Raw genomic sequence first — 13,782 nt, 5'->3', positions numbered from 1 at the left:
CGATAGCGAAATTCGCTGGCAATTTCTACGGATGTACGGATTTTGGCATGGCGTTCTAGCAGGTAGCTCGCGACCAATGCGGCATGATAGCTCGTTCCGCAGGCACAGAGTTTGATTTCGTTTATCCCCTCGAAGAGTCCGTTGTTCAATTCTTCGAAATAGATGCTTTCATCTTTGAGGCGTCCTAAAAGGGTATCGGCAAGAACGCGGCTTTGTTCATAGATCTCTTTTTCCATAAAAAAGCGGTATCCCTCTTTTTGTGCGGAGAGCTTGTTTTCAGAAAGCGGGGTAAAACGCAAGTGTACTTCATGATGGTTTTCATCAAAGAGTTTGATCCCCTGCGTAGAGGCATATCCGTAATGACCGTCTTCGAGATAAATCACTTCATGGCATTTTCCGATCAATGCGGCATCGGAAGAGCCGAAGAGGGTTTCTCCTTCACTATTGCGACCTATGATCATAGGCGAACCGTATTTAGCAAAAAAGATGGTATCGGAAGCGGAACCGTTGACGAGCAAGATCGCATAGGCTCCGTGAAGCATGGTCAACGTTTTTTCAAAAGCTTCAAACGGTGTCGATGCTTCTTTGAGAAGGTACTCGAAAAGATGGACGATTACTTCGGTATCGGTTTGGCTGAGAAACTGAACCCCCTCGTTGCTTAACATGGTTTTGAGTTCTTGGTAATTTTCTATGATTCCGTTATGAACGACATAGGAATTTGCTCCCAAATGGGGATGGGCGTTGAGCTCCGTCGGTTTTCCGTGTGTCGCCCAGCGGGTGTGGCCGATACCTACCGCAAACCCGGTGCTTTCGAAATTGTGCGCTTTTTCTTCAAGATTGACCAGCTTCCCGACCGCTTTGAACAAAGAAAACTGTCCCCCTTGCAATACGGCGATACCGGCAGAGTCGTAGCCGCGGTACTCCAGTTCACGAAGACCGTCGATCAAGATTTGTTTAACAGGTTTGACGCCGATGTATCCAACGATACCGCACATACTTACTCTCCTACCAATTTAGCAATAATTTCGTGCGCATTATCGCACATCCTATTTTGTTTTTCGATTAAGAAATGGTCACGGGCTAAATTTTTATTTGTGTGAATTTTCGCGGTCGCGATATTGATATTGGCTTCGTCGAAACATTGGACAAAATAGGCCAGAAGTCCCCGTTGGTTGGTGGTATTGAGATTGAGCTGCGCATAATGGATAGAATGGTCGCAATCGAGGGTGATTTCGTTGGGTTTAATGATCGGTTTAGTAAGCTCGATTTTTTTCGTCATGTCAAACGCTTCTTCGACGATCATTTCAATCTGCTCCATCGTCCCCTCTTTCGGACGCTGTAAAAACTCGATTTTAAAGTATTTAATACCGTCGAAAAGGGTAAAAATATCCATCGATGCAACATCAAGATAGCTCAGTTTTCCAAGTAGATATCCGAGATTAAGAGGAATTTTACGGAAAATATGGATTACCAATCCCCCTTCGATATTGAGCTGATAGGTAAAGCTTTGGCAGTCAAACGCTTCTTTGGAAATCGCGATGATTTCATTCGGAGTATGTTTGAAAAAGAAGAGATTCGATTCGATCGAGAGAACTTTCTTTTGTTCGATTTTGCTGAGTTGCCCGAATTCGGGGTCGTTGGAGACTTTTTTCTCTTTGTTCTGCCGTTTGAGCGCATCGCTGATCCGATCGTTCTGAGAGGCGATTTCGATAGAGGCTTCGTAGAGTTCATGCAGTAAATTAGCCCCGAAACTGGTATACGTTCCTTCTCCGACGCCGTTGATATCGGCATAGGTGAGGATGTATAAAAGGGTGAGATTTTCCGGCGACTTGATCTTTGACATAAACTGATAGAGTGTCTTTTCATGATAGAGGTTTTCACGGTAAGCGACGTTGCTCATCAGGATATGATGGCGTACCAGTAAAGCTCCACGTTCGTATTGATGAATCGGGAGTTTAAGGTTTTTGAGAAACGGAACGATCAGTTTGCTTCCTACTTCGCTGTGGTCCTGCTTACGCCCTTTTCCGGTATCGTGCAGGAGAATGGTCGCTTTGAGCAAAAGCTTATCCGCAAGGCTGAGGGGTTTATAGAGCGTTTCGACATAAGGATCTTTGATCGATTCGAGTGCTTCGATGCATTTGATGGAGTGCAAATCGACGGGATAATGATGGTACCCGTCGAACTGCGGCAGATGGAGTACTTTTTTAAACGCGCCGATGAGGTGATGTAAAATACCCGCATCGTAAAAGAGTTTCAAATGGACGTAAAGATGTTGGCGTTCAAACAATTTACGCAGCAGGGCATAGGTCTTTGTCCGTAACGGATGTTTGATCGAGGTATAGGTGAAATGAAATAATACGCTCGAATCAAATTGCCATTCTCTGTCTTCTAACGCGACGAGCATCTCCAATAACGTATCGACATTCGGCGTCGGAGTATTATATGAAGCATATAAAATACCCTCAACGGCATAAAACCCTTTACGGATACGTCCGGTTCGCAGAGCAGGGAGGATAGAGGTATCGTTAAGATACAAACGCGACATTTTTTTCACATAGATTTGGGTGAAATTATTGATCCGCCATTGGGCTTCTAGCAAGCGGCTTACGAGTTTGCGTTCGTCGCTAAAGCCGAGCATCCGGGCAATGTGGGGCATATAATCGAGAACCAATTGGTCCTGCTGTTTGCCCGTCAGGATATGCAATGCACTCCGCACCCGAAAGAGAAGCTCCAGCGCGATACGGTACTCACGGTATTGCTCTTCGCTAAAGAGGGTTCCGCTCAGCTCTTTGAGGGATGTGACGCCGTACAGAGTTTTGGCGATCCAGTAGAGCAGCTGCGAATCGCGGAGCCCTCCGACCCCTTCTTTGATATGAGGCTGCATGGAGGAGGGAAATTTGCGGCGGCGTAGCGTCGCTTCTTCGATTTTAGCGAGAATAAAGGTTTTCGGGTCATCGTGCCGTATAGCGGTAAGATGGTTTTGCGCGACGCTCCAGGTAAACGGAGAACCGATAATCAGGCGCGATTCCATCAAGGCGGTTTTAATGGTGATATCTTCGCGGGAGGCTTGGAGTAGATCTCCGGTTTCGTGAACGCAGTGTCCGAGTTTAAGCCCTGCGTCCCACGCGAGATAAAGAAATTTTTCGATAATGGCGGCGGTATTGAATCCCTCGTTTTTCTCATATACGATCATAAGATCGATATCGCTGTGTACACACAGCTGTTCACGTCCGTAGCTGCCCAGAGCGATAAAGGCTATAGGGATGGAACTGCGCATCGGGAGATAGTTGCCGAATAGACGGCGCAATACGGTTTTATACATCAGCGCGATGATCGAATCGAGCGTTTTGGTATGGGTAACGAGAAAATCTTTCCCTTGATTACGTTCAAATACCTCGGGAAGCGAATCTTTATAATCGTTGATATAGATTTTGAAAAGTTTTGATATCTCGAAATCACTGGCTTTCTTGCCGATCAGATCTTCGATTTGTTCGGTGATATTCATACGTTCTACTTTTTAATTTAATTGTAGCGCAAAACGTTCTATTTTAGATAAGAAAAATACGTCATCTCCTAAGCAGCGGGTTTACAGTATGATTTATAAAGAGTGGCTATAATATGGGTTTTAGGAGTGAGTCACGATGAATAACACAAATAACTATCAAAAAATTATGGCAATTCATGATCAGGTGATGGGGCATTTGCGTTCGACGCAGATTTCGCCCTATCCGGCACATTATAAAAAATATTTCGATGAGTTTTTTTCGGAAGTAGCCGATGCCGAATTACGTAAAGAACTTGAAGACTCGGAACAACAGGTTTTAAATAGCTTTAAAGATGACGGCGCAAAACATCTCGATATCGCTAAACGCTCCGTCATTTCATTTTCCAAAGCCCATGAGGATATTACATCGGTAGCGAAAAAACAGCAAGAACGTCTCGATAATGCCCCCGTCAGTGAAGAAGAGGAACATATCGCTTTTGTCGAAAGTCTTCATGCCCTCAACAAAGATATGTACGGCGAACTCGACAAAGCGCACTCCAAAATCATCGAATTGACGACGGATCTTAATGCGGCGTTTTCATCCCTGACGACGGATTCTTTGACGAAGGTCGGCAATCGCAAAGGATTTGTCGAAGATGTGATACCTTTGCTTGAAGTAGGGAAAAGTAAAACAATTCCGATGATATTGATGATGTTTGATGTCGACAACTTCAAATTTATCAACGATCAGCACGGCTATGTCGCAGGAGATAAAGTGCTCTATTTCATTGCCCAAACGATCAAAACGATGATCCGCGACACGGACAAGGTTTATCGATACGGAGGCGAAGAATTTGCCGTTATCCTGACTCGATGCGATGTTTCAAAAGCATTCGACCTTGCGGATAAAATCCGTATAAAAATCGAAAACAGCAACCTGTTCTATCTGGGCAGAAGCGTTCATGTCACCATCAGTGCCGGAGTAACGATCCATCAGCAAAACGATACGTTCGACGGAATTATCGCCCGTGCGGAAAAAGCGCTATACTGTGCGAAAAAGTCCAATAAAAACTGCACGATTTTATTTGATTGGTATGAATAAACTCTATTTTCAGTCATCTTTATCGATCCGAAACTTCTCCTTCAGTATTTTAATGTCATCAGCATTTTTTACCCCCGTCTTCTAGGGATAGGGGGAATTAATACGGGCACTCCGGACTTGGTTTGGAAAATTTTGGGTTCGTGATGAATGAACTATCGCTTAGCGTATCGATGAAGGCGATGATCGTATCGATATCCCGTTCGCTCAATGTTTGATTGATTTTCAGGTTATGTTTTCGGATGGCATCTCTCAGCGTATCGGCACTGCCGTCATGCCAATACGGAGAAGTCATCGCGGCATTTCTCAGGCTCGGAGTTCGGAAGAAGTTTTTGTCTTTGGGATTGCCGGTGACGTCGGAGAGACCATAATCTGTGGTTGGATTGTCCGTTTGTCGGTTTTGCGGCTGGACGTGATGAAAGTTGTCGTCGCTAAAGAGCGGTGTGCTATGGCAACTGTTGCATTTTGCGGCTCCGAAAAAGAGTTTTTCCCCTTCTCTGGCTTCTTTGAGCGGCAAGGGTTTATGTGCTTTTGCCATTTGGTCGTAGAGAGAATTATCGGATATCAGCGTTTTTTCAAAACGCTCCAGTGCCTGTGTGACGTTTTCCAGCGTGATCGCTCCGTGTTGGTTCGGGAACGCAAGGGAGAAAAGTTTTTGATAGCATTCGTTTTTAGATAACCGTTTGGCGATTTCATCCTCATAGCCGTTCATCCCCATCTCGATCGGGTCGGTTCCCCGGATCGGCATCAGCGATTGTTCGGCTAATCCGCTTAGGTGGTTGTTTGCCCATGTGAGATTTTTAAACGCGCGGACATTAGCCAATCCCGGAACATTGCGTTTGCCGGGATCGCCGAGCGCTCCGGGGTGCATACGATTGCCGTCCGTAAACGCCCGGCGCTGCTCATGACACGTCGCACACGACATCGTGCCGTTGATCGAGAGATCGGCATCGTAAAATAGGCGATGTCCTAAGTCTCGCATAACCTGATCGTTTTGTGCATATAACTGCGTCGTACAAAGAAAAACGGCAAAGGAAATTCGGATTGCTTGTTGTATTCGGCTCATTTTCGATTACTTGACTTTTGTAATAAGTACGGCCGAGGTGCTGTCCGCTCCGGCAGAGAGTTGGAGCGTATAGATTCCCGCTTCCAGAGTGTAATCCAACATTTTTCGTATACCGGAATTTTCCGGTCCTCCGCTGTGGGCTATCGAAACGGCGGCTTTACCCTCCTTGACCATATCAATCCATGAAGCGTTTGCTAGGGCAATCCGATAGATACCGCTCTCTTTAATCGTGATTTGAAAAATCCCCCCATAGCTGACCGTACCGCCTTCATTAGCAGGTCTGAGGGGGTATTTAACTTTCGGAGTATTGGAAAGTCCTACCAATGAAGCATGATTCAGGGTGAGGACGGCATCGTTCAGTTCATCGGCATTTTTTGCGGCGTTTACAAACGATAAGCTTTTCCATGCGCTTAATTCGGCGGGCAAGGTTGCTTCCCGGGCAAAAAGAGTGGACAACATAAGCATCAAGTAGAGTGTGATTTTCATTTTTTTCCTTTGATAGATTTATATATCATTTTTGATATAGCGGTATTGTAAGAAAATAGACTTAAACATACCTATAATTAGGATGTTTAGGGGAAAGAAGCAGAGTAAAAAATGAATGATAATAATTGATAGAGATGAGATAGAATATCTTTTCAAGAGCCGGAGTATCCTTCCAACCCGATTGCTAAATGCAGAAAACAAAAGAGTTGGAAGCGGCCTGATACACATAGAACTCGGGGGATTTCAATGTCGCACCGCTGATTTTGCTTTTGTAGAAATGAGGTTTCTTGGTAATTCCATTTCTCAGGAGATCGTGTTCGGATGAGGAGAATCATACGGACATCAGCTATCACTGCGGAGACGAAGCCGGCATTGAAAAATTCGAGGGGCGCGAACGCCCCTGAAGAATCCAAATACGGACGATGGATTCTTCAGGAGTGTTGTAGCCGCAAATTCAGTTATCAAAGAACAAAAGACGAGATTAAACCCGCACTTGTATTTAATATCATTTATGATGTAACGATAAATGCAACAATTATACTAAGCAGGGTATGACATTTTCGTTATAGTTTGTATGATATAACGAAATTATAGACGATAATGCTTAAAAAAACCTACGTTAGTGTCGTAAATGTTTTTTTGACAAAATTGATGTTTTTTATGCGATTGCCTGAGGGTACCGTTTATTTCTACCAGAGGGAAAAACATTTGCTATAATGCGCCTCAAATTAGCATCTAAAGATTTGACAATGAATGTGATCGATAAAGTAAAGCGACGTGAGCGTTTAACGCAGGAAGAGGCAACTTCCCTGTATGATTTAGACCTTTTTACGCTCGGCGAGCTTGCCGATGAGCGCCGGCGTGAATTGCACGGAAAACGTACCTATTTCAATATTAACCGCCATATTAACCCGACCAATATTTGTAAAGATATCTGTAAATTTTGTGCTTACAGTGCCAGCCGTAAAAATCCTAATCCTTATACGATGAGTCATGAAGAGATCGTGACGATAACCGATGATATCGTGGCCAGAGGGATATCTGAGGTTCACATTGTCTCTGCCCACAATCCCGATACGGGTTTGGAGTGGTATCTCCAGGTTTTTCGCAAAATCAAGGAGCGTCATCCTCAGTTGCATATCAAAGCACTTACGGCGGCAGAGGTCCATTTTTTGGCTGAAGAATATCACAAAAGCTATGATGAAATTCTCGATTTGATGGTTGAAAACGGTGTCGATTCGATGCCTGGAGGAGGGGCTGAGATTTTTGACGAAAAAGTGCGCGATTACATCTGTAAAGGAAAAGTGAACTCGCAGCAATGGCTGGAGATTCACCGTAAATGGCACGAACGGGGGATGAAATCCAACGTCACGATGCTGTTTGGGCATGTCGAGGAGCGCTCTCACCGGATCGATCATATGATGCGGATACGTGATTTGCAGGATATTACGGGAGGATTTAACTGTTTTATCCCTCTGGTTTATCAAACCGAAAACAATTTTCTCAATGTCAAAGAGCCGATTACAGCGCATGAAATTCTCAAAACGATGGCAATCAGTCGAATTGTTTTGGACAACGTTCCGAATTTAAAAGCGTATTGGGTGACCTCAACAGTCAATCTGGCTCTCGTAGCGCAGGAATTTGGCGCTAACGATCTAGACGGAACGATCGAAAAAGAGTCGATCAATTCGGCTGCAGGAGCCAAAAGCGCTCACGGCGTCAATTTAAACGAGTTTGTCGCGTTGATAAAAAACAGCGGATTTGAACCGATTGAACGCGATAGCCTGTATAATACAATTAAAGCATGGTAAGGAAAAACGATGATATTGATGATCGATAATTATGATAGTTTTACCTATAACATCGTTCAGTATTGTCTGGAACTCGGTGCGGATCTAAAGATTATCCGTAACGATGAGATGAGTGTGGAAGAGATTGAAGCCCTCCATCCGGAGAAAATCATTATCTCTCCCGGGCCGGCAACTCCCGATGATGCAGGCGTGACACTGGATGTTATCCGGTATTTTGCCGATAAAGTACCTATTCTGGGGATATGTTTGGGTCATCAGAGTATTGCGCAGGCGTTCGGCGGAAACGTCGTACGTGCCAATCGTATGATGCACGGTAAAACATCTAAAATGATACGAGAGGGGAATACCCCGATCTTTGATAAATTGCCGGAGATTTTTACGGCAACACGTTATCACTCTTTGATCGTCGAACAAAAAGATTTGCCGGAGACGATCATACCGACCGCCTACAGTGAAGACGATCATGAGATTATGGCCTTACAGATCAAAGATAAGCCGATTTATGGAGTCCAGTTTCATCCGGAATCGATTATGAGCGAATTCGGGCATGAGATACTTAACAACTTTCTAAAATTATGAGAGAACTTCCCCTTTTCTTACTATTGGTAGGGATTAATCTCCTTATTTTAATAGGGCAGATACAGGGGCTCTCCATCGGTTATCACGAAGCTAAAATTCTTTACGGCGAATTTTCCCCGCTTCAGCAGATTATCACTCTTTCCTTGCATCTTTTCGGACAAAACGATTATGCTCTCAGGGCACCGATGATCGTTTTGCATCTCTTCTCCGTTTTTTTGCTCTATGCCATTTCAAAATTCTATGTCAGCGGAAAGAACGACCGAATATGGATCGTACTGATTTATATGCTTTTACCGGGGGTAACGAGTGCGGCATTAATCGTCGACAATGCGGGATTGATGATTGCTCTGGTCTTTCTTTTCGCGTATGGATATCTGCGTTTCGGTCGCTATGCATTGGCACTTTTCCCATTGTATATAGGAATCGATCCGGCTTTTGCGTATCTGTTTTTTGCAACGGCAATCTATGGATTGTATCGTAAAGAGTGGTGGTATGGTTTTGTCGGAGGAGCCAGTTTCATCGTTTCATTATATGTTTACGGCATTCATGTCGGGGGATTGCCTGAGAGCCGATTTTTAGATGCATTCGGTATTTATGCGGCTATTTTTTCACCGATAGTCTTTTTGTATCTTTTTTATGTTTTATACCGCCGCATGATTGCGAAACAATGGGATTTAATTTGGATGATTGCAATGAGTGCATTTGTGATTTCCATATTGCTTTCATTTCGGCAAAAAGTAGAAGTGCAGACGTTCGCACCGTATTTGATGTTGGCATTGCCGATGGCAGGCGAAACCTTTTTACATACCTATCGGATTCGTCTACGGGAGTTTCGGGGGAAATATCGCTTACTGTTTTACAGTGCCTTCATTTTATTGATCATCAACGCGTCAGTGGTTTTTTTTAACCAGTGGTTCTACCGTTTTTTAAAAGATCCTACCCGTCATTTCTCATATTCGATGCACATTGTAAAAGAACTCGCCGGTGCATTAAAAGAGAATCATATATATTGCGTTGATGCTAACGATAAAAAGTTACAATTACGCTTACGATTTTACGGAGTTACTCAATGCAAAATGTATCATTTGACGAAGAAGCGAAATCCGAAAGCATTAAAAGTTACAATAAGTTACAAAAATACTCCTATTTTTAATGCATATGTTACTAAAATAAACAAATAGCCCATCTTTCATTGCTGAAACAGAGGCTGAAACCATTTAAGCGGGTCATAAGTGATATAATTTCTTCAAATTAGATTTTTCGAAGGAGTTGCAATGGCTCAAAGAGCGATTCGTGAATACGACGGTAAAGCAATTTTCTCTAAACATTGGGAAAAATACTTCAGTGGATTTCACTATGGATTCAAATCGGTATTGGTAACTAATGGTGACGAATTGCGTGCATGTGCACAAAAACACGGTTTCGAGTGGTTAAAACAAGAAGCATTGGTTGCAAAACCGGACATGCTTTTCGGGAAACGCGGTAAAAATGATCTTGTATTGTTTAAAACCAATAAACCGGGTGATGTAACGCTTGAAGATGCCGCAAAATGGATCGATGACAAAATCGCTCATGAAACAACACTCCTTTCCGGTCAACACGGTACGCTGACCCATTTCATTGTCGAGCCGTTTACTCCGCACTCTCAAGACCAAGAGTACTATATCTCAGCAACGACAGTCGGCGAGGACGATGTTCTGTATCTATCGGCTGAGGGCGGTATGGAAGTTGAAGAGGGATGGGAAGAGAAAGTTAATGAAGTAACGATTCCTATTACTATGGATGACGCAAACATCGCTCATTTGATCCGTGCAAACGTACCTGCCGGAATTCCTGCGGAAAACAAAGAGCGCTTTATCACATTCGCAGAACAATTTTATAAATTTTACCGCGATTTGAATTTTGCGTATCTTGAAATCAATCCGATCGTTATGATCGGGAACGATATGCACATTCTTGATCTTGTCGCGCGTCTTGATGACACTGCCGGATTTATGATGGGTGATGCATGGTGCGGTGCGGAATTCCCGACGGCATTCGGTATGGAAGATCAATCTCCTGAAGAAAAAGCGATCGCAGAAGCGGATTCAAAATCGGGTGCTTCATTAAAACTTACGATCTTAAATCCGATGGGACGTATCTGGACAATGGTTGCAGGCGGCGGAGCATCGGTTGTTTATGCCGATACCATTGCGGACTTATCAGGAAACGTTGCTGATCTTGCAAACTACGGTGAGTATTCAGGCGGACCGACAACGGGTGAAACGAAGTTCTATGCCGATACGGTTTTGGATTTGATGACGCGTCACAAAGATCCGAAAGGTCGCGATAAAATTTTGATCATCGGCGGTGCGATTGCAAACTTTACCGATGTCGCGAAAACCTTTACCGGAATTATCCAATCGTTTGAAACCTATGCAGACAAAATGAAAGCGGTCGGAACACGTATCTACGTACGCCGCGGCGGGCCGAACTATGAAAAAGGTCTAAAAGATATCAAAGAAGCGGCAGACCGTTTGGGTCTCTATATCGAAGTTTATGGGCCGGAAACACACGTAACGGATATCGTACGTATGGCTCTAGAGAAGTAAGGAGAAAAATATGGGTGCTTTATTTACCAAAGATACACAAGCAATTTTTTGGAACAACAACGCGAGCGCTATCCAACGTATGTTGGATTATGACTATGTCATTAATCGCTCAAAACCCTCTGTCGCAGCAATCGTTGCTCCGACTTCAGGGAACAAATTTGAGAAATTTTTCTATGGTCCGGACGAGATTATGGTTCCTGTTTTCCGCAATACGACGGATGCAGCGGCAGCGTTTCCTAATGCAGATGTTCTCTTGAACTTTGGATCATTTCGTACAGCGTACGACGTTACTATGGAAGCGATCGCTATCAAAGGTCAATTCAAAACTATTATGGTTACGGCAGAGGGGATTCCTGAGCGTTTGGCTCGTAAAATGAATCAGCAGGCACGTGACGCGGGTGTTATCGTTATCGGACCGGCAACGGTCGGCGGTATCGCTCCGGGCGGATTCAAAATCGCTAACGTCGGCGGAACGATCGAAAATATCATCAACTCGAAATTGCACCGTGCGGGTTCATGCGGACTTGTAACCCGTTCAGGCGGTTTGTTCAATGAACTTTCAAACATCATCAGCATCAATGCCGACGGTATCGCAGAGGGTGTGGCTATCGGTGGTGACCGTTTTGTTGGATCGGTATTTATCGATAACCTTCTTCGTATGGAGAGTAATCCTGAAGTTAAATACATGGTTCTTCTCGGGGAAGTCGGCGGTACTGAAGAGTACAAAGTAATCGAAGCGGTAAAATCAGGCAAAATCAAAAAACCGATTATTGCATGGTGTATCGGAACAATCGCTAAACATTTTAGTTCAGGTGTTCAATTCGGCCACGCGGGTGCTTCGGCAAACGCAGATGCAGAGACAGCGGCAGCGAAAAATGAAGCGATGGCAGCAGCGGGCATCTATGTTCCTGCAAGTTTTAACGATCTTCCTCAGAAAATTGCTGAGGTTTATGGAAAACTTCGTAGTGAGGGTATTATCGGTGAAATCGCAGAGCCTGAGCTTCGTATGGTGCCGAAAGTACGCCGTAAAAAAGAGTTCATCTGTACGATCTCTGATGATCGCGGTGACGAAGCGACCTATGCGGGTTATCCGATCAGCTCGGTTGCAACTCCGGAAACCGGTTTTGGAATCGGTGATGTTATTTCATTGCTTTGGTTCAAAAAACGTTATCCGAAATGGGCAACCGATTATCTTGAAACCGTTATCAAAACCGTTGCAGACCACGGTCCAGCCGTATCAGGTGCACACAATGCAAAAGTTACTGCACGTGCGGGTAAAGACGTTATCAGTTCATTGGTAACCGGTTTGCTTACTATCGGACCGCGTTTCGGCGGAGCGATCGATGATGCGGCAAAATATTTTAAATACGCGAACGATCGCGGAATGAGTCCGGCTGAATTTATCGATTATATGAAAAAAGAGGGTAAAACCATCTCCGGTATCGGTCACCGTATCAAATCGGTTCGTAACCCAGATCTTCGTGTATCGGGATTGAAAAAATATGCGGCTGAGCATTTCCCGGCTACTCCGTTGCTTGATTTTGCTCTAGAAGTTGAAAAATTGACAACGTCTAAAAAAGACAATCTTATCTTGAACGTTGACGGCACAATCGGTATCTTGATGGTTGATATGTGGCGTGCACTCGGATACTCTGAAGAGGAGATCGACGGCTTCATCGAAGCGGGGGCATTGAACGCCTTCTTCGTTGTCGGCCGCTCTATCGGATTTATCGGGCACATTTTGGATGAAAAACGTCTCGGTATGCCGATGTATCGCCATCCGACAGACGATATCCTTTACAACGTCGAACTCGCAGACGAAATTTAATCTTCCTTTTCTTCAGTACCCCATAATGGGGGTACTTTCCCTTGATGCAAGATCTTTGTTCTTTTTTCGTTATAATGGTTTTTAATGAAATTTGTGTGTAAGGCTTTAATTTGATGAAACGCTTTGCTTTTACGATGCTGGAATTAGTTTTTGTCATTATCGTAATCGGTATCCTCGCTGTACTTGCAATGCCGAATTTTACGACGAATCCGCTTCAACAAGCTGCGGAACAAGTAGCAAGAGATATCCGCTACACACAGCATTTGGCAATGATGGATGATAAATATGATCCGACAGATCAATTTTGGTATCGTGAAAACTGGCAAATGGAATTTAAAAAGTTTAACAGCCCGTTAGAAATATATTATGAAATTTATGCAGATACAGACCATCTTGGAAATTCAGATATAAATGAGACGGCTAGAGACCCACTAACAGGTTATCTACTTGATCATGATGGAAATGTTACTAATTTAACAAAAAACTTTGGGATTATAAATGTAATATTTTCTGCAAATTGTATGCAAGGTGGAGGAGTGGGAGAAATGTCTTTTGATTCTATGGGGCGTCCAAACTATTATGTAACTAGTGGAACAACTTTAAATCAATATCTGTTGACAACTGATTGCAATATTACATTGCAGCATAAAGCAGATGGTAATGCGACGATTACAATACGACCAGATACAGGATATGTATCTGTGCGGTATATTAATCCATAAGAATATGGCAAAATGTGAAATATTTACAATTTCTTTTGGAAACCTCTTGACTTCTTTTGTTTTTTCCCCTATAATTCCCGTCCACAAACGCTGATAGGCCTTGAGTTAAGGCAAGA

General features: G+C 43.8%; 11 protein-coding genes. 7 read left to right on the top strand and 4 right to left on the bottom strand.

Features of this window, described 5'->3' with window-relative positions; genetic code table 11:
* Positions 1 to 995: isomerizing glutamine--fructose-6-phosphate transaminase (locus Q0389_RS13285; protein ID WP_298694956.1), on the bottom strand; the 995-nt coding region annotated here is incomplete at its 3' end.
* 2 nt (positions 996 to 997) lie between these two features.
* Positions 998 to 3,505 carry an HD domain-containing protein gene (locus Q0389_RS13280; RefSeq protein ID WP_298694955.1) on the bottom strand — a complete coding sequence of 836 codons (2,508 nt, stop codon included), beginning with the start codon at positions 3,503 to 3,505 and terminating at the stop codon, positions 998 to 1,000.
* A gap of 136 nt (positions 3,506 to 3,641) precedes the next feature.
* Here Q0389_RS13280 and Q0389_RS13275 point away from each other — a divergent pair, with 136 nt between their 5' ends.
* Positions 3,642 to 4,586 (top strand): GGDEF domain-containing protein, encoded by a 945-nt coding sequence (locus Q0389_RS13275; RefSeq protein WP_298694953.1) that lies wholly within the window; start codon positions 3,642 to 3,644, stop codon positions 4,584 to 4,586.
* A gap of 97 nt (positions 4,587 to 4,683) precedes the next feature.
* Here Q0389_RS13275 and Q0389_RS13270 read toward each other — a convergent pair whose 3' ends face one another.
* Both Q0389_RS13270 and Q0389_RS13265 read right to left on the bottom strand, forming a co-directional pair.
* The gene (locus tag Q0389_RS13270; RefSeq protein ID WP_298694950.1) at positions 4,684 to 5,649 is read right to left on the bottom strand and encodes a cytochrome c peroxidase; all 966 of its coding nucleotides are present in this window, start codon (positions 5,647 to 5,649) and stop codon (positions 4,684 to 4,686) included.
* 6 nt (positions 5,650 to 5,655) lie between these two features.
* Positions 5,656 to 6,135, bottom strand: a complete 480-nt coding sequence (locus Q0389_RS13265) for a hypothetical protein (RefSeq protein ID WP_298694948.1) — start codon at positions 6,133 to 6,135, stop codon at positions 5,656 to 5,658.
* Between the two features lie 749 nt (positions 6,136 to 6,884).
* Between Q0389_RS13265 and mqnE the strand changes: the two genes are divergently transcribed.
* The 6 genes from mqnE to Q0389_RS13235 all read left to right on the top strand — a co-directional run bounded on the left by mqnE (position 6,885) and on the right by Q0389_RS13235 (position 13,666).
* On the top strand, positions 6,885 to 7,946 hold the full coding sequence (mqnE, locus tag Q0389_RS13260; RefSeq protein ID WP_298694959.1) for an aminofutalosine synthase MqnE: 1,062 nt from the start codon (positions 6,885 to 6,887) through the stop codon (positions 7,944 to 7,946).
* Between the two features lie 9 nt (positions 7,947 to 7,955).
* Positions 7,956 to 8,525: an aminodeoxychorismate/anthranilate synthase component II gene (locus tag Q0389_RS13255; protein WP_298694946.1), complete on the top strand. Its 570-nt coding sequence runs from the start codon at positions 7,956 to 7,958 to the stop codon at positions 8,523 to 8,525.
* Positions 8,522 to 9,706, top strand: a complete 1,185-nt coding sequence (locus Q0389_RS13250; RefSeq protein WP_298694944.1) for a hypothetical protein — start codon at positions 8,522 to 8,524, stop codon at positions 9,704 to 9,706. The genes Q0389_RS13255 and Q0389_RS13250 overlap by 4 nt, the downstream gene beginning before the upstream one ends.
* Positions 9,707 to 9,799: 93 nt before the next feature.
* A complete protein-coding gene (locus Q0389_RS13245) occupies positions 9,800 to 11,116 on the top strand; it encodes an ATP citrate lyase citrate-binding domain-containing protein (RefSeq protein WP_298694942.1) in 1,317 nt (438 codons plus the stop codon).
* Between the two features lie 10 nt (positions 11,117 to 11,126).
* Positions 11,127 to 12,944, top strand: coding sequence for a citrate/2-methylcitrate synthase (locus tag Q0389_RS13240; protein WP_298694940.1), 1,818 nt, complete (start codon positions 11,127 to 11,129; stop codon positions 12,942 to 12,944).
* A gap of 113 nt (positions 12,945 to 13,057) precedes the next feature.
* A complete protein-coding gene (locus Q0389_RS13235; RefSeq protein WP_298694937.1) occupies positions 13,058 to 13,666 on the top strand; it encodes a carbamoyl-phosphate synthase large chain in 609 nt (202 codons plus the stop codon).
* The last annotated feature ends 116 nt before the right edge of the window (positions 13,667 to 13,782 follow it).

It is taken from the genome of uncultured Sulfuricurvum sp. (assembly GCF_937936435.1).
Classification (GTDB): domain Bacteria; phylum Campylobacterota; class Campylobacteria; order Campylobacterales; family Sulfurimonadaceae; genus Sulfuricurvum.
The sequence above is the reverse complement of the archived record's forward strand: the minus strand, read 5'-3'. Positions and strand labels throughout refer to the sequence as shown.

Coding starts and splice junctions, on each gene's coding strand:
- Q0389_RS13270 (WP_298694950.1), bottom strand. CDS start 5,649: ATGAGCCGAATACAACAAGCAATCCGAATTTCCTTTGCCGTTTTTCTT.
- Q0389_RS13280 (WP_298694955.1), bottom strand. CDS start 3,505: ATGAATATCACCGAACAAATCGAAGATCTGATCGGCAAGAAAGCCAGT.
- Q0389_RS13240 (WP_298694940.1), top strand. CDS start 11,127: ATGGGTGCTTTATTTACCAAAGATACACAAGCAATTTTTTGGAACAAC.
- mqnE (WP_298694959.1), top strand. CDS start 6,885: ATGAATGTGATCGATAAAGTAAAGCGACGTGAGCGTTTAACGCAGGAA.
- Q0389_RS13255 (WP_298694946.1), top strand. CDS start 7,956: ATGATATTGATGATCGATAATTATGATAGTTTTACCTATAACATCGTT.
- Q0389_RS13245 (WP_298694942.1), top strand. CDS start 9,800: ATGGCTCAAAGAGCGATTCGTGAATACGACGGTAAAGCAATTTTCTCT.
- Q0389_RS13235 (WP_298694937.1), top strand. CDS start 13,058: ATGAAACGCTTTGCTTTTACGATGCTGGAATTAGTTTTTGTCATTATC.
- Q0389_RS13265 (WP_298694948.1), bottom strand. CDS start 6,135: ATGAAAATCACACTCTACTTGATGCTTATGTTGTCCACTCTTTTTGCC.
- Q0389_RS13250 (WP_298694944.1), top strand. CDS start 8,522: ATGAGAGAACTTCCCCTTTTCTTACTATTGGTAGGGATTAATCTCCTT.
- Q0389_RS13275 (WP_298694953.1), top strand. CDS start 3,642: ATGAATAACACAAATAACTATCAAAAAATTATGGCAATTCATGATCAG.